Here is a 22180-nt window from a genome sequence, read left to right on the forward strand (position 1 = left end):
AATGGAACTGGTCGATCAGGTCTACGAGGCCGCTTTTATCCCGGAATATTGGCCAAAAGTGCTCGATGGACTGGCGCAGTCCAGTGGCTCGGTATCGGGTGCGCTGCTGGTCATCGACCCTGACCTGCCCCCACTGTGGTCGGCAACCGAAAATGTCGCCGATCTGGTCGGCGCCTTTGCCGCGACGCCCGCCTGGTATGCCAATAGCCGCCTCAAGCGCATGCTGGTCAAGGACCATGGCGGCTTCATGCGCCTGACCGATTTCTCGACGCTGGACCAATTGCGCGCCGACCACTGCAATGCCTTCTTGTCGCTCGCCGACCTGGCCGGCCAAGCCGCGACGGTGGTGCCAATGCCGACGGGAGAAACCGTGCTGTTCACGCTGGAGCGGACGGTGGGCATGGAGAATTATTCGATTGAGGACCTGCAGGTGCTCGATGGCGTCAGGCCACATCTGGCGCGGGCCAGCCTTATCGCCTCGCGGTTGAAATTGCAGCAGGCGCAGTCGACCGTTGCCGGTCTCTCGGCGCTGGGGCTCGCGGCGGCCATCGTCTCCGAACGCGGGCGGGTCATTGCCGTCAATGATATCTTTGAAAGCCAGGCGGATTTCCTCAAGCCCGGTGCCCATGGGCAATTGCGCCTCACCGACCGGCGGATCGATGCGCTGATCCGTGCCGCCTTCGCCGAGCAATCCGAAATGGGGCGACGCGCCCTGCGATCCATTCCCGTTCCGGCCGAAGATGGCCAACGCGCTCCTGCCGTCATCCATCTGGTGCCCCTGCTGCGGGACGCGCGCGACGTTTTTGACCTTGGCGCGACCCTGGTGGTCGTCACTGGACTGTCCGGGGATGCACAGGTGCCGGACGACGCCATTCTGCGGGGCCTATTCGATCTTACCGCAGCGGAGGCGGCGGTGGCCGCGGCCCTGGCGCGCGGAATGGAACTCAAGGACATTGCGGCCGAACGTGGCATCGGGATCACCACGGTCCGTACCCATTTGGCGCAGGTGTTCCACAAGACCGGCACGGGCCATCAGGCGCAATTGGTGGCGCTGCTCAAGGGCGTCAATTCGGGGGTGTTCTAGGCAGAAGCGATGAGTGGCATCGAAGACCATATCTATGAAGCGGCCTTCGTTCCCGAACTGTGGCCTGACCTTTTGAGCAGGATCGTCGAGACCCGCGGCATTGCCTCGGGCTGCATGATGATCATCGACCCGCAGCGCCAGCCATTGTTCAGCGCTACGCCCAATATCGAGGCGGTGGTCGCCCATTTCGCCACAAGGCCGGAATGGTACACAAATAAACTGCTCTCAAGTCTCAGGCGTCGGCGCTATGCCGGGTTTCTGGAGGTCACCGACTTCCTGGCGGCTGAGGATCCGAAGGACGTGGCCTTTCATGGCGAAAACATGCGCCGCATCGGCACGGCATGGCAGCTGGGTTCGGTCGTTGACATGCCGCAGGGCGGCTTTGTGGCCTTCACTTTCGAGCGGGCGCTGGGGGAGCCCGACTTCTCCGCGGCTGAAGTGGCCCATTTCGACGCCTTGCGGCCCCATCTTGGACGGGCCAGCATGATGGCCATGCAGCTCGAAATGCAGAAGGCGCAAGCCAGCGTGGCGGCAATGGAAGCCTTGTCCATGCCGGCGGCGATCGTAGGCGCCGGTGGTGGCGTTATCGCGGCCAATGGCCTGTTCGACGCGCTATCGTCAATCCTGCGGCCCGCCGCGTTCGGCGGCGTTTCGCTGGCCAATCGGGAGGCCGCGGCGCTGCTCAAGCAGGCTCTGTCGGATAGCGCCTCCAACCCCATGCCCATTCGCTCGATCCCGGTCGGCACCGCCGAACAGGCAAATCTGGTACTGCATGTCTTGCCGCTGCGCCGGGCGGCCAGCGACATCTTTGCCCAAGGCACGGCGCTGCTTACCGTGACCGGCTATGCCGCCGATGCCAATGTGCCGTCGGACGCGATACTGCGGGGGCTGTTCGACCTCACCGCCGCCGAGGCGGGTCTGGCGGCGGGCCTGGCGTCTGGCCTCAGCCTTGCCGAGGTCGCGGCCCGGCGCGGCATTGCCATTGCGACCGCCCGCACGCATCTGGCGCAGACCTTTCGCAAGACCGGCACCAGCCATCAGGCGCAGCTGGTGGCTTTGCTCAAGGGCTTTGCCGGCGTCAATACCGGCAATCTCGCCTAAAGCATTGTGGCTCACGGGCAACAGGCGCGCCCCGGTGTCCATTTTCTCGCCCGCACTTCATTCATCTGGATGATGCCAGTCCCATGTGCCCCTTCCATGTTGGCCGCAGTGATTTGGAAGAGGGCGCGTGATGAGCAATTTTGGACGGGTGTTTCTGGGTGTGGCGCTGCTGGCGGGGGCCGCCTCGAGCGCCAACGCGCAGCAGGTGACCGACTGGACCGGCTTTTATGCCAGCGTCTTTGCCGGCTATGCGCTTGACCCACAACAGGCCGGCTCGAGCAGTACGACAATTCCACCCACGCCGTCTGGGGGATATGTCATCTCCGGTGTGTCCAGCGGCGCAAATACGCGTATTGACGGCGTCTTCGGCGGCGTCGGTGCCGGCTACAACTATCAGGTCAACCAATTCGTTCTGGGCGTTGACGGTGCGGTCCATATCGGTGGGCTTTCCAAGGGAACGTCGTCGCTGGAACAGTACACCGCTTACGATGCCGTCGACACGGCGAGCATCCGGATCGCCAGCAATCTCAAGGTCAATGTGGATTGGTACTCAACCTTTGCCGGGACTTTGGGCGTCGCTTTCGATGAGGGGTGGCTGGTCAGCGTCAAGGGCGGCCTGGCCGTTGCCAATGTCAGCTCGAGCGCCACGGCCAATCTGGATTTCGCAACCACAAACCCCGCCTTTCCTGGCGGAGTCCCTTTTGCCCCCGGCTCCACAAGCAATTCTGCGTCGTCGAGCCAGCTGGTCATGGGGCCGACAATCGGCCTCGGGGTGGCCAAAAAGCTAAGCCAGAACGTCTCGGTGGGCGTTGAATATGCCTATGTCGGGCTGCCTACGGTCAATGCACCCCAGCCAGTGCTTATATTGGGCGCTGGAGGCGGCTCGACGCCGGTGGATATGGGTTTCCATACGCTCAAGGGCTCGCTGAAATACCACTTCTAAGGAAAAGTGCTTCCTGACCGCGCATCGTGGTGCGTTCGGTTCCTGGCCCGGCAGCGGGGGCATGCCGGGCCTTTTTGTCTCGTGGATTTTTGAAGAGGGGCGAGGCATGGTGGCGCGACCAAGTTCAGGAGCCCCCATGTCGACCAAGCTTTCCGGCCCCATGCTGCCGCCCGCCAATGGCGGCGCCCCCGATAGCGCCGTGGTGCTGCTGCATGGCTATGGCAGCGACGGCAATGACCTGATCGGGCTGGCGCCGCACTGGCACGGCATCTTGCCGGGGGCGCTTTTCGTCTCCCCCAATGCGCCGACCGCTCTGGGCATGGGCGGATTTCAGTGGTTTGCCATCGACTGGACCGGGGACCGCCTCGCCAGCCGGCAGACCGGGGTTATTTCGGCGCAGCCGGTGCTTGTTGGCTTTCTTGAGGATTTGTGGGCCCAGACCGGGATTGCGCCGGAGCGGACATTGCTCGCCGGCTTCAGCCAGGGCGCGATGATGGCGCTGCATGTGGGGCTGTCACTGCCGCAGGAGCTGATGGGCATCGTCGCTTTCTCGGGGGCCCTTGTGCCGCCCGAGGGTTTTGGCGCGCCAGGCTCGGCCAAGCCTGCCATATGCCTGGTGCATGGCGATATGGACGAGGTGGTCGACCCCAATCTCAGCGCCGATGCCAAGCGTCTGCTTGCCGAGAATGGCTATGATGTCCGCTTCCATATCAGCCATGGGGTCGGCCACGGCATTGCGCCTGACGGCCTGGCCTTTGCCAGTGAATTCATCGCCGAAGTCGCGAAAAAATAAGCCAGCGCTCCCCGCTTCACACGGCCGACACAAAGGGCTTAGTATAAGGGAGCTATGGACTTACACGATTCCCGCTTCGGGAGACTCACGTGACTATCCATGTGTCGCCTGAGGCCTGTCCCGCCCTTGTGTTGAACGCCGATTTTCGGCCGCTCAGCTATTACCCGCTGTCGCTGTGGTCTTGGCAGGATGCGATCAAGGCGGTGTGCCTGGATCGCGTGAATATCGTCTCGCTCTACGACACGGTGATCCATTCTCCCAGTTTCGAGATGCGGCTGCCCAGCGTGGTCTCGCTCAAGGATTATGTGAAGCCGGCGCGCCATCCCGCCTTTACCCGCTTCAACGTGTTCCTGCGCGATCGCTTCCAGTGCCAGTATTGCGGCAGCACCCACGATCTGACCTTCGATCACGTCATTCCGCGGTCGAAGGGCGGCCTGACCACCTGGGAAAATGTCGTTGCCGCCTGCGCGCCGTGCAATCTGCGCAAGGCCAACCGGATGCCCAGCGAGATCAAGATGTTCCCGCATCAGGCGCCCTATGCGCCCACCGTGCACGATCTGCACAATAATGGTCGGGCGTTCCCGCCCAACCATCTGCACAAGAGCTGGCTCGACTATCTCTATTGGGACATCGAGCTCGAGCCCTGATCGGGCGCGGTCTTAGCCGCGCTTCCGCTTGGCCTGGAACACAATGGCGCCGATGAGCATGGCGACCATGGCGAGCGAGATCAGCGCGTTATAGCCGGCCAGCGAAATGCCGAGGAAGCGGAACTGCACCACGTCGCAGCCGATCACTGGCGTCATGTTGCTCATCTGGTCGAAGCTGAACGTGTCGCCGAGGCCGGTGCAGGCGGTGGGACCGGGCCAAAAGCCCCATTCGACGCCGGCATGGAAGCCACCCATATAGGTGCCCCAGGCGAAAATAGCGGTCGCGGCCAGCATGGCGACATACCACACGCCCAGCGGCAGCCGGTTCCACAAGAGCAGGATCGCGGCAAGCAAGGGCAGGCCGATATAATAGGCCATGCGCTGCTCAAGACAGAGTTCGCAGGGATAGAGCCCGCCGATATATTGCGAGCCGAGCGCTGCCGAAATGGTGACGAGGCCGAGGAGGAAGGAAAGGCCGGCAAGGATCTTGTCGAGCGGGCGGTGGGTGGAAGTCATATTCGAAACTCTGGTGACGCGTTGGATCTGCGCAATAGCGCCGCATTGGGGCAAAAGCCAGCCTGGCACAGGGTCGTGATCATGGGCCCGGCGGTGCCTTCCCCAAGGCCGCTGCCAGGGCCATGGCATTGGCAGGAGCGTGCAATTTGTCTTCATGCACAAAATAGGCAAAGACATCGTGTCCGGCGGCCAGCCAGGGCTTCATGGTGCTGGCCAGTGCGGCGATATCCTCGGGGTCATAACCCGTGGCATCGGGACGAGCCGGGCCCTGTAGTCGGCAATAGGCGAAATCGGCGGTGAGCGAGCGGCGCGGATCGGCCACCGTATCGGAAATGACGCGAGCCACATTGTAGCGGCTCAACAGCTCATCCACTTCCGGCGTTTGAAAACTAGGATGCCGCATTTCGATGGCATGGCGGATTTTGGTCACCCCCTTTGCATCGACAAAGGGCGGGGCCTTGCCGGTATCGGCCTCGCCAGCCAGGGCGAGATAGGCATCGAGTGCGTGCGGGAGTTGCGCCAAAAATCCCGCCATGCTGTCGGGGTCATAGGCAAGATTGGGCGGCAATTGCCAGACGAAGGGGCCGAGGCGGTCGCCCAGGGCCAGCGGGCCGGAGGCGAAGAAATTGGCGAGGTCCTGCCGGCAATTCTTGAGGCGCCTGATATGGGTGATCAGTTGCGGCCCCTTGACCGAAAAGACGAAATCGGGCGGGGTTTCGGACGCCCAGCGAGCAAAGCTTTCCGGCTTTTGCGGGCCGCGAAAGGTGGCATTGATCTCGATGGTGCCGAGTTTGCCGGCGGCAAAAGCCAGTTCTTTTTTCTGCACCAGCCCCGTCGGGAAGAAGCTGCCGCGCCAGGGGGCATAGACCCAACCCGCCGTGCCCGATCTGAAACTGCCACTTTGGGTCACAATTTTGCTCCTTGTCGCAGCTGTCGCCGGACTGCCCTCAGCAGGGCATGAGGTCGTGCGCCTTTCGAAGGGTAGACCGCCCCGAATGCGGATGTCGAGATGGCCGAGGCGATGGCAGTGGTTGAGAGCATGACGCTGTGATCACGCAGAAATGTGCGGTCTCCGAGAATTGGCAGGTCAAGGCGGGCAAAGCCGCAGGATCTCGGTAATCATTTTTTGCCTTATTTGGGTGCATGGTGAACGAATGCTTTCCGAGGGCCTGGTGTGCGTCGACCTGTTCTTGCTTCCGTGGTGGCGATGAGCGTGCTGGGCGGGGTTTGGCCCGTGCAGGCCATGGCTTGCGACGGCTTGCGGATGGTCAAGGGCGGCACGGTGGTCAATGTCGTCGATGGTGACACGGTGCTGCTCGATTCGGGAATGGTGGTGCGTCTGATCGGCACGCAGGCGCCCAAATTGCCCTTGGGGCGGGAAAATCATCCCACCTGGCCGCTGGCGCCTGAGGCCCAGGCCGCTTTGCAGGCGCTGGCGCTCAACAAATCGGTCAGCCTCGGCTATGGCGGGGAAGAGGTCGATCGCTATGATCGGGCTCTGGCCCATGTCTTTATCGAGACGGCCTCCGAACCTGTATGGGCGCAGTGGGAGATGGTCGCTTCGGGGCTGGCGCGGGTCTATTCATTCCCGGACAACCGGGCCTGCCTTGATCAACTTTTTGCGGCGGAGCGACAGGCGCGGGCGGAACGGCTTGGAATCTGGGCCGATCCCTATTACAGCGTGCGAGCAGCGGATCGGCCCGAAGCGCTGTTGCAACGGGCCGGCCACTACGAACTCGTGGAAGGACGGGTGCTGCGCGCCGAACGGAGCGGGCAGCGCGTATTCCTCAATTTCGGCCGGTTCTGGAAGGAAGACTTCACTGCCGTGATCGAGGCCCCTGCGCTCAAGCTGTTCGAGCGCGACGGCATCGATCCGCTGGGGCTGGACGGCGTGCTGGTTCGTATTCGGGGATGGGTGGACGATCGGGATGGTCCACGTATCGAAGTGACCCATCCCGAGCAGATCGAGGTTCTGGCGACGCGATGACGGCGCTCATTGGCAAAAAGGTGCTGCGCACCTCAATTCTGGCGACACTGGTGCTGGTCCTGACCGGCTGCACCACGCTGACCGGCTCGTCTGTTCAGGTCGGGCGCACCGGCGACAATCCTGCGCCCATGGTGGTGCCGGAAGGCACTGCGCCGGGCGACGATGTCATCGGGCGGCGCGAGCATCCGCGCATTATTGCGGCCTATGGCGGGGTCTATTCCGATCGCCAGGCTGAAATCATGGTGGCGCGCATTGTCGGCCGGCTGCTGGCGGCGGCCAACCAGCCCAATGCCCAATTCCAGGTGACCATTCTCGACACCTCCGAGGTCAATGCCTTCGCACTGCCCGGCGGCTATATTTATGTAACGCGCGGCATCCTGGCGCTGGCCTCCGATACGAGCGAACTGGCGGCGGTGCTGTCGCATGAGATCGCCCACGTCACGCTGCGCCATGCCCGCGCCCGCACCGACAAGACCCGCACCACCCAGATCGTCGATCGGGTGATCACCGGCATTTTCGGCGGCGATACCTCGACCGACGCGACCGCCAATCGCACCCGCCAGTCGCTGGCCTCGTTCAGCCAGAACCAGGAACTGGAAGCCGACAAGGAAGGCATCAAGTTCGCCGGCAAGGCGGGCTATGATCCGCAGGCGGCGGCCCGGTTCCTCGGGGTAATGAGCCGGTTTGCCGCCTTCTCCGCCGGCGCCAGCATGGGCGATGACGGGTTCCTCTCTTCCCACCCGTCGACGCCCGCCCGGATCGAGACGGCGCTCAGCACGGCGCGCAGCATGTTCGGCAGCGGCACGGTCGGCGAGACCGATCGCGAGGGCTATCTGGCCGCCATTTCCGGCATGACCTTTGGCGACAGCCCGGCACAGGGCACCATTGTCGGACAGCGCTTTATCCATTCGGCCAGCCGGTTCACCTTCACCGTGCCGCAGGGCTATGCGTTGCAGAACGCGCAAAGCGCGGTGGTCGGCGTTGCCGGCGATGGCGAGGCGGTGCGCTTCGACAGCGCCCAGGTGCAGCCCAATATGGCGCTGACCGACTATCTCAAATCCGGCTGGATTGCCGGGCTCAAGGCCGAGACTGTCAAGGCGCACAGCTATAATGGCATCGAGATGGCCTCCGGCCTGGCGCAGACCGACCAGTGGTTCTTCCGCGTCGCCGTCATGCGGCTCGATGGTGAGGTCTACCGCTTCATCTTTGCCGCCAAGGCCGATAGCGCGCGCTTTGCCGCCGGCGCCGAGGCCACGATCCAGAGCTTCCGCCGGGCGGAAAATTCCGATCTCAACCAGATCCGCAAGCTCAGCATTCGCCTGGTGACGGCGCGGTCCGGCGACACGGCCGAAACGCTATCGCGGCAGATGGCGTCCATTCCAGGCGGGCGCGACCTGTTCTTCATCCTCAACAATCTCTATCCCGGCGATCCCCTGGCCGCAGGACAGAAATACAAGGTCGTGGCGCTGCAATAAGCGCCACGTCCCGATCATTGGGGAATGAGCTTTACCTGATTGGCGATCGTGTCGGAGGCGCCGCCGGTGCCGACGCCGAACAGGGCGAGCACCGTATCCCCCAGTATGGTGAAGGTTGCCGCCAGAGCCACGCCGAGGATAGTGCCTAAAAGGGCGTATTCAATCGCCGTAGCGCCGGACTCATCCCGGCAAAAGCGTCCGATCGTCGTCGCCAGCATGTCGCCCCCAAGCTGAAAAGTACGGCTGGTCTACAATAGGTCACACAGGGCCGCGATCAGCGGCTCGTCGGCTGGCGGCATGGGATAGTCACGCAGTGCCTGCGGCCTGACCCATTTGAGCGCCGCGTGTTCTATTGCCTGCGGCTGGCCCTGCCACTTCCGACAGACGTAAAGTGGCATCAACAGGTGAAGTTTTTCGTAAGAATGGCTGGCGAATGACAATGGAGCCAGGCACGCTTGCTTGGTCTCGATGGCCAGTTCTTCGCGCAATTCTCGGATCAAGGCATCTTCGGGGGTTTCGCCGGGCTCGAGCTTGCCGCCGGGAAATTCCCAAAGGCCTGCCATATGCTTGCCTTCCGGGCGCTGGGCGATGAGCACGCGCCGGTCTGGATCGACCAGGGCGCAGGCCACGACCAGCAACAGGGGTTTGTCGGTCACGCGGAACCTCCGGGAATGCGGTATATGTAGTCGTACTGGTGGGTATAGCCGAGGGAGCGGTATAGCGCCTGGGCGGCGTCATTGTCGGCCTGGACATTGAGGGCGGCGTAGCGGGCGCCTTCGCGCTTCGCCCAGGCGAGACCGGACTGCATCATGGCGCGTGCCAGACCCTGCCGGCGCCGGGTGGGATCGGTCACGACATTGCCGGTGATCACAATGCCATCGGCCACAGCCATGATGGAGGAAGCAACGGCTTGCCCGTCCCGGCTCAGCACGATGCCGGCGGATGGTATGGCAAAGGCGGCAAGCAGGTTCTGCATCGCCGCCATCTGCGTGTCGTCATAACCCTGCAGCCTTTTAGCGACAGACAGAAATTTGGGGTCGAGCACCGCAAGGGTCTGCGCCTCGGGGTCTGCCTCTACATCGCCCAGCTCCATCGCGAAGAGGTGGCTGGGGTCGATGGATTGCCAGCCGGCCTCATCGAGAGTGGCATTGAGTTCGGGGCTCGCCAGCGGCGTGGTCCGGAATACCGGCTTGATCTTGTGCCGGATCATCCAGGACGAGGCAGAGATGACGCGCAGGTCCGCATCTTCGAAATCATCGGGGTCGAAGCACTGGGTGGAATTGGCGCGCTTGGTATAGCCGCCGGCAGCGCGACGTATCCAGGAGCGATCCCAGTCGACGGTAATGCCGGGCCAGGCCTTGAGGCCGGCCCGTTCGAACGCTTCGGTGGAGGGCAATTGGGTCATGGGTCTGGTGGCTTCACGTCTATTGATCCATCGGCTGTCATGCCGGCGACGACCAGGATCCCTCTTTACATATCAGGATGGCCCCCGGCTTTTGCCGGGGTGACAATCGCGTGTTGGGAAGGTTTGGACCGGGCATCAGCTCCGGTAGTCACCATTGATGGTGATATAGCCATGGGTGAGGTCACAGGTATAGACCGTGGCCTTGCCCTCGCCCAGACCGAGAGACACGGTCAGCTCCAGCTCCTCGCCCTTCATATAGGCAGAAGTGGCGGCTTCGTCGTAACCGGCGGCGCGTTCGCCGTTCCTGGCGACGGTAAGGTCGCCGAAGCGGATGGAGAGGCGGTCGCGGTCGGCGGGCTCACCGGCCTTGCCTACGGCCATCACCACGCGGCCCCAATTGGCGTCCTCGCCGGCAATGGCGGTCTTGACCAGCGGGCTGTCGGCAATGGCCTTGGCGATACGGAAGGCGCTTTCGTCCGAGGTGGCGCCCTCGACATGCACGGACACCTGCTTGGTAGCGCCTTCGCCGTCGCGCACCACATGGATGGCGAGTTCGAACAGCACGTCGCTGAGGGCCTGCCCGAAAATCTCGGCACGCGGGTCCTCGAGGCTCTGGATCGGCTCGACCCTGGCCTGGCCGGTGGCGAAGGCCAGCAGGGTGTCGGAGGTCGAGGTGTCGCTGTCGACAGTGATGGAATTGAAGCTGGTCTGGTTGTGCCGGGCCAGCAGCGCCTGCAGGACCGGGGCGGCGATGGGCATGTCGGTGACGACGAAGGACAGCATGGTCGCCATATCGGGTGCGATCATCCCCGAACCCTTGGCGATGCCGTTGATCCTGACCTCGACGCCGTCGATCTCGAGCACGGCGCCCGAGAGCTTGGGGAAGGTATCGGTGGTCATGATCGCCTTGGCCGGTTCGATCCAGGGCAGCGTATTCATGCGGGTAGCGGTCTCGTCGAGCACGCCGTCGAATTTGGAGGCGTCGATCAGCTCGCCGATAACGCCGGTCTGGGCAATGAACACTTCTGACGGGGCGCAGCCCAGGGCCTCGGCCGCCACCCTGGTGATGTATCGAACGCTTTCGCGGCCCTTCATGCCGGTAAAGGCATTGGAATTGCCCGAATTGACCACGAGGCCGCGGGCAACCCCGCCCACAAGGTTTTCGCGGCACAACTCCACTGCCGCGGACGAGCATTTGGAGCGCGTCAGAACGCCGGCGACAGTGGTGCCCTCGTCAAAGGCCATCAGCAGAACGTCGGTGCGGTTCTTGTACTTGATGCCGGCTTCAGCGGTGGCGAAGCGCACGCCTGAGATGGCCGGCAGCTCGGGATAGGATTTGGGGGCGAGGGGCGAAACCGGATGGGCGGCCATGGCACAAGACCTTTTTGGGCAACATATCCGCTCTCGTGTGCCTCACTTGTGTGGCGGGCGCAAGACGTCGAGGCCCGGCGCAGCTCAAAGCTGTGATCGAAACCGGATGGGGCTGGCTCGGTTGGGTGTATCGGCGCGGCGCATCTGCGCCTAGACTCACCATTCTGGAGGCAGGGATATGAGCGTCAACCGCATGGACAATGTCGGCATCGTGGTCGAGGACCTCGATGCGGCCATCGAATTTTTCCTGGCTCTGGGCCTGGAGCTGGAAGGGCGCGCCATGGTCGAGGGCACTTGGGCAGGGCGGGTCACGGGCCTCGGCGATCAAAAGGTGGAGATCGCCATGATCCGCACGCCCGACGGTCACAGCAGGCTGGAACTGTCACGCTTTGATGCCCCCGCGGTCATCGCCGATCATCGGACCGCCCCCGTCAATGCTTTGGGCTATCTGCGCGTGATGTTCGCGGTCGAGGATCTCGACCAGACATTGTCACGGCTGGGGGAGCGGGCGCAGCTGGTCGGCGAGGTGGTGGATTACCAGGGCGTCTATCGCCTCTGCTATGTGCGTGGCCCCGAAGGCATATTGCTCGGCCTGGCGCAGGCGATGACCTAACCCCGTCGTCGTCGCGAAAAAGCCACCCGGGGGATGCCGGGTGGCCTCAAGGGATGGGTATGGCTGGTCAGCCCCCGCAGATTACTGCGCGGTCGCGCCTTCTTCGGCGGCGGCGTCCTGGGCATCCTGGGCGTCGAGCGCGGCCTTGAGGGTGGGGTCGGTCACGTCGATGGTGACGCCGCTCATCAGTTCGTCCACCTTCTTGGTGAAGGTCTGCATCAGCACCTGCTGCTGCAGCTGGCTGGCAACCTGTTCGAAGGGCTGGGGGCTGGACTGGCGCTTTTCCTCGAGCTTGATGATGTGCCAGCCGAACTGGGACTGCACCGGCTCGGAAATATCGCCCGGATTGGCCAGGGCAAAGGCAGCGTCCTGGAAGGGCTTGACCATCATGCCGGGGCCGAAGAAGCCGAGATCGCCGCCATTGGCCGCGCCCGGATCGATGGAGTTCTCGCGCGCCAGCGTGGCGAAGTCGGCGCCGCCATCGAGCTGGGCCTTGAGTTCCTTGGCCTTGTCCTCGCTTTCGACCAGGATGTGGCTGGCGCGGATTTCGTCTTCCGGCTTGAAGTCGGCGACATAGGCGTCATAGGCGGCGCGAACGGCTTCCTCGGTCACGGCGCCGGCAATGGCGTCGGCAAAATAGGCGCGGCGCAGGGCGCGCTCCTCGAGATATTTGAGGCGCTGGGCGAAAAGGGCAGTCTGGTCCATGCCGGCAGCCTTGGCGGCGCCCGACATCACCTTCATGTCAATGAGCACGCGCAGAAGGAAGGCGCGGCGCTGCTCGGGCGGCATCTGCGCCAGATCCTGGGCCATGTCCTCGGCGGCAAAGCTGAGATCGGCCTCGGTGATGGCTTCGCCGCCGACAGTGGCGACTACGGTCTCGGGCGTGACCGTGGCTGCAGGTGCCGGAGCGGCCGGCGCTGCGTCCTGGGCAAAGCTGGCGGTGAGGGTCGTGGTGGCCAGAAGGGCCGCCAGGCTCAGCGTGCGGACGAGGCGCATGGAATGGGTAAACATGAGGGTCTGGTTTCTCCTTGGCCGTCCTTGGGTGGCGACGGCGGAAATTCGGCGTGGCTCGACTGGCACGACAAGGCGGCTAAAATATGCAGGCCGCAAATGCCTTCGGCGCATGGCCAAGAGGGGCCCGCATCGGAAAACCGCACGGCGGCGCAGGTGTGGCCCATTTCGCATACGTTGACAAGACACCACCCCGCTCTTACATCTCACCCGCTTTTTCCAAAGCATGCGTCCGTCGGCGCGCAACGTCACGCCACAGCCATGCGACCACGACAGACCCCGGGGAGCCAAACGGCTTCTCAAAAGTTGTGACGAGGCGAAGTGGGTCGGCCCGCGCCTGAGACGCGAAGACGCCCCATTGTCCAGCCCCGCCGCCGAAACGAAGGACCATAAATATGGCACTTGCTGCGCTTGCCCGAAAAATCTTCGGGTCACCGTCCGACAGGCAGGTCAAGCGATATCAGGGCAAGGTGGCGGCGATCAACGCGCTCGAACCAGAGCTGGCCAAGCTCAGCGACGAGCAATTGCGCGCCCGCACCCAGGAGTTCAAGGCCCAACTGGCCCAGGGCGCCTCGCTCGATGACCTGATCGTTCCGGCCTTCGCCACGGTGCGCGAGGCCAGCAAACGTGTGCTGGGCATGCGTCATTTCGACGTGCAGCTGATCGGCGGCATGGTGCTCAACGATCGCGCCATTGCCGAGATGCGTACCGGTGAAGGCAAGACGCTGGTCGCGACGCTCGCCGTCTATCTCAATGCCCTGACCGGCAATGGCGTACATGTGGTGACCGTCAACGACTACCTCGCCCGCCGCGACGCCGGCTGGATGGGGCAGATCTACAATTTCCTCGGCCTCAGCTATGGCATCATCGTGCATGGTCTTAACGACCAGGAACGCCGCGACGCCTATGCTGCCGACATTACCTACGGCACCAATAACGAATTCGGCTTCGACTATCTGCGCGACAACATGAAATATGCGCGCAACCAGATGGTGCAGCGCGGCCATGCCTATGCCATCGTCGACGAAGTGGACTCCATCCTCATCGACGAAGCGCGCACCCCGCTGATCATTTCGGGCCCGTCCGAAGACCGGTCGGAGCTTTACATCAAGGTCGACAGCCTGATGCCGATCATCGGCGAGGACGATTTCGAACTCGACGAGAAGCTGCGCGCCGCCACCTTCACCGACCAGGGCGTAGAAAAACTCGAAGCGGCGATGACCGAGGCCGGGCTGCTGAAATCGGGCTCGATGTATGACGTCGAGAACGTCATGCTGGTGCACCATGCCAATTCGGCCCTGCGCGCGCACAAGCTGTTCCGCAAGGACAAGGACTATATCGTCCGCAATGACGAAGTGGTGATCATCGACGAGTTCTCCGGTCGCATGATGCCGGGCCGCCGCTATTCGGAAGGCCTGCACCAGGCACTGGAAGCCAAGGAGCGCGTCAAGATCCAGGCCGAGAACCAGACGCTGGCCTCGATCACCTTCCAGAACTATTTCCGCCTCTACAAGAAGCTCGCCGGCATGACCGGTACGGCGCTGACCGAGGCCGAAGAATTCGCCGATATCTACAGCCTCGGCGTCATCACCATCCCGACCAATCTGCCGGTGCAGCGTATTGACGAAGATGACGCCATCTATCGCACCGCGGCGGAAAAGTTCGATGCCATCGCCGAGCTGATCAAGGAATGCCAGCTGCGCGGCCAGCCCGTGCTGGTCGGCACCACTTCGATCGAAAAGAGCGAAATGCTCGCCGACCTGCTGCGGCAGAAGAATGTCGGGCAGATGAACGTGCTCAATGCGCGGCACCACGAGCAGGAAGCCTTCATCGTCGCCGATGCCGGCCTGCCCGGTGCCATCACCATCGCCACCAATATGGCGGGTCGCGGTACCGACATTCAGCTGGGCGGCAATCTCGAAATGCGCATCGAGAAGGAGGCTGCGGGCCTCGAAGGCGCCGAACGCGATGCCAAGATCGCCGAGATCAAGGCGGTCATCGCCGAGGAAAAGAAGAAGGCACTGGCCGCTGGCGGCTTGATGGTCATCGGCACCGAGCGCCATGAAAGCCGTCGCATCGACAACCAGCTGCGCGGCCGCTCCGGTCGCCAGGGCGATCCGGGACATTCGAAGTTCTACCTGTCGCTGCAGGACGACCTGATGCGCATCTTCCCGGTGGATTCTATGGATTCCATGCTCGGCAAGCTCGGCCTAGAGCAGGGCGAGAGCATCACCCATCCCTGGGTCACCAAGGCTATCGAGCGCGCCCAGGGCAAGGTGGAGTCGCGCAATTTCGACATCCGCAAGAACATCCTCAAATATGACGACGTGATGAATGATCAGCGCAAGGTCATCTTCGAACAGCGTCTCGAATTCATGGATGCCGAGGACGTCAGCGAAACCATCACCGATATGCGCCACGATGTGGTGGCCAATGTCGTCGCCAAGGCCATTCCGCCGCGCTCCTATCCCGAGCAGTGGAACAGCGAAGAGCTCGAAATTGCCGCCAAGACCCAGCTCAACGTTGCCGTGCCGGTGCGTGAATGGGCCAAGGAAGAAGGCATCGACGCCGAGATCGTCGAGGACCGCATTCGCGAAGCCGCAGATGCGCTGATCGCCAACAAGGAAGAGCGCTTCTCCGCCAACATCATGCGGCAGGTGGAAAAATCCATCCTTCTGCAGTCGGTGGATGGGCTGTGGCGCGAGCATCTGGTGATGCTCGACCATCTCTCCAAGGTGGTGGGCTGGCGCGGTATCGCCCAGCGCGATCCGCTGACCGAGTACAAGCAGGAAGCCTATGAGCTGTTCCAGGGCCTGTTGGGCAATCTGCGCGAGCAGGTGACCAGCCAGATGGCGCATGTGGAAATCCAGATGCGCCAGCCTGAACCGCCGCCGGCGCCCGATTTCAGCCGCATGGCCGAAACCCATATCGATCCGCTGACCGGCGAGAATGACGCAGATGGCGACGAGATCACCTCGCCCGAAGGGTTGCCGCCGATCGATCCCAAATTGCTGGTCGGCGTGTCGCGCAATGCGCCCTGCCCCTGCGGTTCGGGCAAGAAATTCAAGCACTGCCACGGCGCCTTTGCGTGAGGCTGGTGCCACCAATTGAAAAGGGCGGTCCTTCGGGGCCGCCCTTTCTTTATTGGGTGCTTGTTCGGCGGGCTAAAGCGCCAGGGCCGGCTCAGCAGGTGACCCGAATTTCGGCATAGCCGGTGACGCCCTCGTCGCCGCCCGAGGTGACGCCGATCATGCAGCTGGTGCCGGGAAGCGGCATGGTACCCCCGGATACCACCATGGTGCCATCGGAGAGCGACATGAAGCCATTGTCGACATTGGCAACTGTGATGGCGGTGTTCTGACCGCAAATGGGGTAACTGTCGCCCGCCGCCACCAGGATGCGCATGCCCGAGGGCAGGCAATCGTCGCCGGCTCCGGCGCTGGTCGGCGCAGGCGTCGCCGTCGAGGGGGCAATGGCGGGCAGTGCAGTCGCGCCACTCCGCCAGTTCTGTTCGAGAATGGCGAGGCGGTTGGAAAGATCGGACAGCTCGGCGTTGGGGCTGGCGACGGCCGGGGTCGCGGGCGTCGCCGTGCCGATGGAGCGCGCATAAAGATCAAGGCTCAGCCGCACCTGCGCCAGGTCGGTGGCGAGCCGCAGGGTTTCGCGTCGGGTTTCACTATAGATCCAGGCCGAGGCGGCCAGCGAGGTGACGCCGACAAGCGCAGCAACGACGCTGAGCGTGGTTGTGGCACGTGGCAGGCGCCGTTGGCGACGAGGCGAGGGGCCATCGAAAGCCTGGCGCATGCTGGGATCGGCGGCGCCGATGCGGATTTCCGGAGTGACGCTGGCCATGTCGGCCCTGTCGGTCGGGCGTTCGGTTTGCTTGGACTCCAATTGGGCTCTCCGATCGCTGGTTCGGCTTTGCGTTCCCATCAAACTGGGGCCGAACTAGGGCCCCGGCCCGCAGCCATGGTCAGGAGCGGCGCAGCGGCGGCATGGGCTTGGGTGCCGTCTTGCCCGAGATGACGGGTGCAATATTGGGGTCCTGTCCGCCACCGCCGAACATGTTGCCGATCCCCGAGAAGAAACTGCCGACGGCTTCGCCGCGCGCCTTCACGGCTTCGGCCTCGGCTTCCTTCTTCTGCTCGGCCGCGGCATAGCTGCTCATGGCGTTTTCATCGGCCTGCTGCTTGGCGGTCAGGGCGGCATTCTGGATGGTGGCCGGGCAGGGGCCCAGGGCATTGAGCGGACCGGTGGAGGCGGGATTGAAGATATACTGCTTTTCGCAGACGTCCCAGACCGGCGGGGTCTTGGTGACTTCGAACAGATCGTAGCCTTCCTTGATGTCCTTCCAGAAGCCGATGTGCTGGTTCTGGCTGTAGCGGGCCATGTTGGCGGCGCTCATGCGGAAGGGGAAGGCCTGCAGCTGGAAGCTGGAATTGCCGCCCTTGAAGCTCTCGCGGGCCAGCGCATAGATCTCGGCGATGCCGGCATCGGTCATGGCGTAGCAGCCGCGCGAGGAGCAATCGCCATGCACCATCAGATCGGAGCCAGTGCGGCCATGGGCGCGGTCGAACTTGTTGGGGAAGCCGGTATTGAAGGCCAGGTAGTAATTGGACTTCGGATGCATCAGGCCCGGGGTGATGGTGTAGAAGCCTTCCGGGCTCTGCCGGTCGCCTTCCTTGAATTTGGGGCCGATATCGCCGGAGAAGGCGCAGATTTCATAAGCCTTGAACAGCTTGAACTGGCCAGAATTGGTCTTCTTCCAGATTTCGAGGGTCTTTTCTTCCTTGAAGATGCGCACGACCATCGGCGCTTCGGGCGAAGAGCCCATCGCCTTGAGGCCCGCCACCACAGTGCTCGACAGCGGCTGGTTATGACGGTTGTCGCCGCCCTTGACGAAGCCGGCACAGGCGGCCAGCCCGACGGCCAGCCAGACCAGGATCACGAAGGCGCCGAGGCGATGCAAAAAGGAAGACATTAGGGAAGTCCAAGGCCCGTAGGGGGAACAGTTCCGTTATGGGGCAGAGTGGTTACCGGGTCATGACCTGACAGGGTTAACCGCCTCTTACCATGCAGGGCAAAAGGCCGGAAGCCGGGGGTGTTCACGCAAGCGTGTGAGTGGGACGGCGGCGGCGACAGGCCGGCAGGGCGCACTGCAGCCGGGGCTAGGAGGCCCTCATTGCGGCAAAGCGAATTCGAGGATGAGGTTGCGCTGCCAGTCGTTGAAATTGTTGTCCGAACCCATGAGGATGCGGGTCTCCCCGCCCGGTGTCTGGTGCACCATCAGGCTTTCCATATTGTCGATCTCGGCCCCCTGCGCCGCGAGCAGCAATTCGCCCTTCATGAGATTGCCGGGGCGCACTTCGGCAGCCGGGACGCGGCGCAAATTCATCACGAAGCTGAACAGCGAGACGCCGCGTTCGAGTACCAGCAGGTCGCCATTGGGCAGGAAGGCGCAATCGGTGGGATTGACGATGGGCGAATTGACATAGCCGATCGGTCCCTTGTCGTTGATGCCCAGAAGCCAGCCGCGATGATTGCCATCGGCATCAAGCGCTTCCTCTGTGATCAGGAGGGTCGAGCCGGCAACTGGCGAGGTCGGCGGAGCGATGCAGATCGATTCCAGCGATTCATTGGTGCGCAGATCGGTCAGCCATTGGGGAATGGGCACTTCCTTGGCCGGGCCGCCAGGCCGGCCATCGGTGACGGCGAAGTCGGCGACGCGGGTCAGGTGCTCGAAGCTGACGCGCACCCCGGTGGCGACGCCATCGCGCCAGATGGTATCCATGCCCTCTGCGTCGCGGGCATATTGGCGCGGCAAGGGCGCACCCTTGGAATTCTGGATCGGCTCGATGGTGACGCCGATAAAGCCGAACAGCCTGTCGTCATCGTCATAGGCCAGGCGCCCGGAGACGAACTGGCCACGATCGGACACAAAGGCGATCTGGTGATCCGGGCCGGTCGTGGTGACGCTGGAGAGGCCGCCGAACATATCATCGGGGCTGATCAGGGTCATGCCGCCGCGAAAGATCAGCTTGTCCACCGGCGCATCGAGACCGATGCCCTTGAAGCGCATGACCTGGGCAGCGCTGACCGTCGCCTCCACCGCCCCGGCCGGCAGAGCCAGGCACGCAAAGAGCGGCAGGAGGGCAGCGACGCGGATCATCCCCGCGCGCGCCGCCGGGTCTGGGCCGGCATTTCTTCGTCGAAGAGGGCTGCCAGCTCGTCGGTCAGCGCCCCGCCAAGCTCTTCGGCATCGAGCAGGGTCACGGCGCGGCGATAGTAGCGCGTCACGTCGTGGCCGATGCCTACCGCTACCAGCTGGATGGGCGAGCGGGTTTCGATATCCTCGATCACCTGACGAAGATGGGCCTCGAGATAATTGCCGGCATTGACGCTCTGGGTGCTGTCATCGACCGGGGCGCCGTCGGAGATCACCATGAGGATACGGCGCTGCTCGGGGCGGGCCATCAAGCGCTTGCGGGCCCATTCGAGCGCCTCGCCGTCAATGTTCTCCTTGAGCAGGCCCTCGCGCATCATCAGGCCGAGATTGCGCCGCGCATGGCGCCAGGGCTCGTCGGCGGCCTTGTAGATAATGTGGCGGATATCGTTGACGCGGCCGGGATTGGGCGGACGACCGGCCTCGAGCCAGGCCTCGCGGGACTTGCCGCCCTTCCAGGCGCGCGTGGTGAAGCCGAGGATTTCGACCTTCACGCCGCACCGCTCCAGCGTGCGCGCGAGAATATCGCCGCAGATCGCCGCAATGGTGATCGGGCGGCCGCGCATGGAGCCGGAATTGTCGATCAGCAGCGTCACCACCGTGTCGCGGAAATCGGTGTCGTTCTCAACCTTGAAGCTCAAGGCCTGCAGCGGATCAGTGACGACGCGGGTGAGGCGCGCGGTGTCGAGCAGGCCTTCTTCGAGATCGAACTGCCAGCTGCGGTTCTGCTTGGCCATGAGGCGCCGCTGCAGCTTGTTGGCAAGGCGTGCGACCGCTCCCGCCAGGTTTTCGAGCTGCTTGTCGAGCAGGGCGCGCAGCTGATCGAGCTCGTCGGGTGGGCACAGTTCGGCCGCCTTGATGATCTCGTCGTATTTCTGGGTGAAGACCTTGTAGTTGAACTGGTTCGACAGACGCTCGCCGCCATCCTTGGCCGGCGGGGGCATGGGAGCGTCTTCGCCAGCTTCGGCCTCGGCATCCTCGTCGGCATCGGCCATGTCGGCCTCCATGCCTTCGACGTCGCCGGTATCTTCGCTGTCGCCGGCCTGCTGGTCTTCTTCGCTCTCGGACTGCTCGTTCTCGCCGTCACCCTGCTCCTGGGCCTGGTCGGCGCCCTGGGCCTGTTCGGGCTGGTTGTCCTCGCTCTCGCCTTCCTCGCCATCGGCGGGGTCCTGCATGTCGCTTTCAGCGATGAGGTTGAGGTCGCGCAGCACATTGCGCACGGCGCGGGAGAAATCCTCCTGGTCCTCATAGGTGCCCAGCAGCGCCTCGAGCGAGCTGCCGGCCTTGTTCTCGATCTCGTCGCGCCACAGATCGACCAGCGCATGGCCGGAGGGCGGCACGGCAACGCCGGCCAGGCGCTCACGCAGGATGAGGCCGAGTGCTTCGGCGAGCGGGGCATCGCCCTTGTCTGCCACTTCGGCGAAATTGGAGCGGAACAGCCTGTCGTCCAGCATTTCGTGGATATTGGCGCCCATGCCGGGCATACGGATGACGCCCAGGCTCTCGACGCGAGCCTGTTCCAGCGCGTCGAAGGCGGCGCGGGCCTGCGGGTCCATCGGGGCGCGCTTGCGGTGGGCTTCGGGATCATGGCTGGCCAGGCGCATGGCCATGGCGTCACCCTGGCCGCGGGCAATGGCAATGTCGCGCTTTGTGGGCAGGCGCGGCAGATTGGCCAGCCGCGCCTTGTCGGAGGTCAGCAACGGCCGGTCGGCGGTGAAGCTGACTTCCAGATCGGCCTTGCCGCCAATGGCGCGCACCGTGGCGCCCATGGCCGATTTGAAGACCTGGGTCTGGTCGGGCTTGTTGGCTTTGCTGCGCGGGGGAGTGGCCATTATTACGCTCGTCGGTTGGTACGGCGCATTGGCTTCCCACTGGAATGTGGCTCATGCGCCCCCTCCCCATTGAGGGGAGGGTCGAGGAGGGGGTGGCTCAGTGATTAACCGATGGACCCCCACCCCCAACCCCTCCCCTCAAGGGGGAGGGGAGCAAGAGGGCCCACATGCTGTATTTTAGGCCATCACCGCCAGATTGGCGGAGCTTTCCGGCAGGTCTTCGCCGAAGACGCGCTGGTAGAACTCGGCAACCACCGGGCGTTCGAGCTCGTCGCACTTGTTGAGGAAGGTCAGGCGGAAGGCAAAGCCGATATCGCCGCCGAAGATGACAGCATTTTCCGCCCAGGTGATGACGCCACGCGGCGACATGACGGTGGAGATATCGCCATTGATGAAGGCCGAACGCGTAAGGTCGGCCAGGCGCACCATGTTGGAAATCTGCTTCTTGCCCTTGTCGCTCTCGCCATAGGATTTGTTCTTGGCGAGCACGATGCCGACTTCCTTGTCGTGCGGCAGGTAGTTGAGGGTGGTGACGATGCTCCAGCGGTCCATCTGACCCTGATTGATCTGCTGGGTGCCGTGATAGAGGCCCGATGTGTCGCCCAGACCGATGGTATTGGTGGTCGAGAACAGGCGGAAGGCCGGGTGCGGAATGATCACGCGGTTCTGGTCGAGCAGGGTCAGGCGACCGGATTGCTCGAGCACGCGCTGGATCACGAACATCACGTCCGGGCGGCCGGCATCGTATTCGTCGAAGACGAGCGCCACATTGTTCTGCACGGCCCAGGGCAGGATGCCGTCGCGGAATTCGGTGATCTGCTTGCCGTCCTTGAGGACGATGGCGTCCTTGCCGACGAGGTCGATACGGGAGACGTGGCTGTCGAGATTGACGCGGACCAGCGGCCAGTTGAGGCGCGCCGCGACCTGCTCGATATGGGTCGACTTGCCGGTGCCGTGATAGCCCTGCACCATGACGCGGCGGTTATAGGCAAAGCCGGCCAGGATCGCCAGCGTGGTATTGCGGTCGAACAGATAGTCCGGATCGATCGGGGGGACATGGCCGGTCCGTTCCTTGTAGCCCTTGACCACCATGTCGGTGTCGATGCCGAAGAGATCCCGTGCCTTGTATTCGGTGTCGGGAAGATTGGTGAACTCGGTCATGGAAAGGCTCTTGACTGT

Annotated in this window: 21 protein-coding genes; 9 read left to right on the top strand and 12 right to left on the bottom strand. The window is 63.4% G+C overall.

Annotated features, from left to right (window positions below):
* The first annotated feature begins 1 nt into the window (after position 1).
* From DEVEQU_RS10205 to DEVEQU_RS10225, 5 genes are all read left to right on the top strand, one after another.
* Positions 2-1084, top strand: coding sequence for a helix-turn-helix transcriptional regulator (locus DEVEQU_RS10205; protein WP_126150465.1), 1083 nt, complete (start codon positions 2-4; stop codon positions 1082-1084).
* Positions 1085-1093: 9 nt separating this feature from the next.
* Positions 1094-2185 carry a helix-turn-helix transcriptional regulator gene (locus DEVEQU_RS10210; protein WP_126150466.1) on the top strand — a complete coding sequence of 364 codons (1092 nt, stop codon included), beginning with the start codon at positions 1094-1096 and terminating at the stop codon, positions 2183-2185.
* A gap of 130 nt (positions 2186-2315) precedes the next feature.
* Complete coding sequence (locus DEVEQU_RS10215; protein WP_126150467.1) at positions 2316-3128, top strand: outer membrane protein; 813 nt, start codon at positions 2316-2318, stop codon at positions 3126-3128.
* 136 nt (positions 3129-3264) lie between these two features.
* A complete protein-coding gene (locus DEVEQU_RS10220) occupies positions 3265-3921 on the top strand; it encodes an alpha/beta hydrolase (protein ID WP_126150468.1) in 657 nt (218 codons plus the stop codon).
* A gap of 89 nt (positions 3922-4010) precedes the next feature.
* On the top strand, positions 4011-4568 hold the full coding sequence (locus DEVEQU_RS10225) for an HNH endonuclease (protein WP_126150469.1): 558 nt from the start codon (positions 4011-4013) through the stop codon (positions 4566-4568).
* A 12-nt stretch (positions 4569-4580) separates the two neighbouring features.
* Here the strand turns inward: DEVEQU_RS10225 and DEVEQU_RS10230 are convergent, their stop codons facing one another.
* Both DEVEQU_RS10230 and DEVEQU_RS10235 read right to left on the bottom strand, forming a co-directional pair.
* On the bottom strand, positions 4581-5084 hold the full coding sequence (locus DEVEQU_RS10230) for a disulfide bond formation protein B (protein ID WP_164550342.1): 504 nt from the start codon (positions 5082-5084) through the stop codon (positions 4581-4583).
* Between the two features lie 79 nt (positions 5085-5163).
* Positions 5164-5994 (bottom strand): DUF72 domain-containing protein, encoded by an 831-nt coding sequence (locus DEVEQU_RS10235; RefSeq protein ID WP_223214171.1) that lies wholly within the window; start codon positions 5992-5994, stop codon positions 5164-5166.
* Between the two features lie 264 nt (positions 5995-6258).
* On the opposite strand from DEVEQU_RS10235, the gene DEVEQU_RS10240 reads away from it, so the two are divergent.
* The gene (locus DEVEQU_RS10240) at positions 6259-7071 is read left to right on the top strand and encodes a thermonuclease family protein (protein WP_223214172.1); all 813 of its coding nucleotides are present in this window, start codon (positions 6259-6261) and stop codon (positions 7069-7071) included.
* Entirely contained in the window at positions 7068-8546 is a 1479-nt protein-coding gene (locus DEVEQU_RS10245; RefSeq protein WP_164550343.1) for a M48 family metalloprotease, read from the top strand. Before DEVEQU_RS10240 ends, DEVEQU_RS10245 begins: the two co-directional genes overlap by 4 nt.
* Positions 8547-8560: 14 nt before the next feature.
* Here DEVEQU_RS10245 and DEVEQU_RS10250 read toward each other — a convergent pair whose 3' ends face one another.
* The 4 genes from DEVEQU_RS10250 to argJ form a co-directional block, all read right to left on the bottom strand.
* Complete coding sequence (locus DEVEQU_RS10250; protein ID WP_126150473.1) at positions 8561-8764, bottom strand: Flp family type IVb pilin; 204 nt, start codon at positions 8762-8764, stop codon at positions 8561-8563.
* A 30-nt stretch (positions 8765-8794) separates the two neighbouring features.
* The gene (gene mutT / locus DEVEQU_RS10255; RefSeq protein ID WP_126150474.1) at positions 8795-9202 is read right to left on the bottom strand and encodes an 8-oxo-dGTP diphosphatase MutT; all 408 of its coding nucleotides are present in this window, start codon (positions 9200-9202) and stop codon (positions 8795-8797) included.
* Entirely contained in the window at positions 9199-9951 is a 753-nt protein-coding gene (locus DEVEQU_RS10260; RefSeq protein WP_126150475.1) for a GNAT family N-acetyltransferase, read from the bottom strand. The genes mutT and DEVEQU_RS10260 overlap by 4 nt, the downstream gene beginning before the upstream one ends.
* 135 nt (positions 9952-10086) lie before the next feature.
* Entirely contained in the window at positions 10087-11322 is a 1236-nt protein-coding gene (argJ, locus tag DEVEQU_RS10265; RefSeq protein WP_126150476.1) for a bifunctional glutamate N-acetyltransferase/amino-acid acetyltransferase ArgJ, read from the bottom strand.
* A 178-nt stretch (positions 11323-11500) separates the two neighbouring features.
* Between argJ and DEVEQU_RS10270 the strand changes: the two genes are divergently transcribed.
* Positions 11501-11935, top strand: a complete 435-nt coding sequence (locus DEVEQU_RS10270; protein WP_126150477.1) for a VOC family protein — start codon at positions 11501-11503, stop codon at positions 11933-11935.
* 81 nt (positions 11936-12016) lie between these two features.
* On the opposite strand, the gene DEVEQU_RS10275 is transcribed toward DEVEQU_RS10270, so the two are convergent.
* Positions 12017-12946, bottom strand: coding sequence for a peptidylprolyl isomerase (locus tag DEVEQU_RS10275; RefSeq protein WP_223214173.1), 930 nt, complete (start codon positions 12944-12946; stop codon positions 12017-12019).
* A gap of 395 nt (positions 12947-13341) precedes the next feature.
* Between DEVEQU_RS10275 and secA the strand changes: the two genes are divergently transcribed.
* Positions 13342-16038 (top strand): preprotein translocase subunit SecA, encoded by a 2697-nt coding sequence (gene secA / locus DEVEQU_RS10280; protein ID WP_126150478.1) that lies wholly within the window; start codon positions 13342-13344, stop codon positions 16036-16038.
* Between the two features lie 91 nt (positions 16039-16129).
* On the opposite strand, the gene DEVEQU_RS10285 is transcribed toward secA, so the two are convergent.
* The 5 genes from DEVEQU_RS10285 to cobS all read right to left on the bottom strand — a co-directional run bounded on the left by DEVEQU_RS10285 (position 16130) and on the right by cobS (position 22162).
* Positions 16130-16840 carry a hypothetical protein gene (locus DEVEQU_RS10285; protein WP_126150479.1) on the bottom strand — a complete coding sequence of 237 codons (711 nt, stop codon included), beginning with the start codon at positions 16838-16840 and terminating at the stop codon, positions 16130-16132.
* A gap of 79 nt (positions 16841-16919) precedes the next feature.
* Complete coding sequence (locus DEVEQU_RS10290; protein WP_126150480.1) at positions 16920-17927, bottom strand: L,D-transpeptidase family protein; 1008 nt, start codon at positions 17925-17927, stop codon at positions 16920-16922.
* A gap of 198 nt (positions 17928-18125) precedes the next feature.
* Positions 18126-19115 (bottom strand): esterase-like activity of phytase family protein, encoded by a 990-nt coding sequence (locus DEVEQU_RS10295; RefSeq protein WP_126150481.1) that lies wholly within the window; start codon positions 19113-19115, stop codon positions 18126-18128.
* Complete coding sequence (gene cobT, locus DEVEQU_RS10300) at positions 19112-21001, bottom strand: cobaltochelatase subunit CobT (RefSeq protein ID WP_126150482.1); 1890 nt, start codon at positions 20999-21001, stop codon at positions 19112-19114. Before cobT ends, DEVEQU_RS10295 begins: the two co-directional genes overlap by 4 nt.
* 177 nt (positions 21002-21178) lie before the next feature.
* Positions 21179-22162: a cobaltochelatase subunit CobS gene (gene cobS, locus DEVEQU_RS10305; RefSeq protein WP_126150483.1), complete on the bottom strand. Its 984-nt coding sequence runs from the start codon at positions 22160-22162 to the stop codon at positions 21179-21181.
* Between the last annotated feature and the right edge of the window lie 18 nt (positions 22163-22180).

The organism is Devosia equisanguinis (genome assembly GCF_900631955.1).
Classification (GTDB): domain Bacteria; phylum Pseudomonadota; class Alphaproteobacteria; order Rhizobiales; family Devosiaceae; genus Devosia; species Devosia equisanguinis.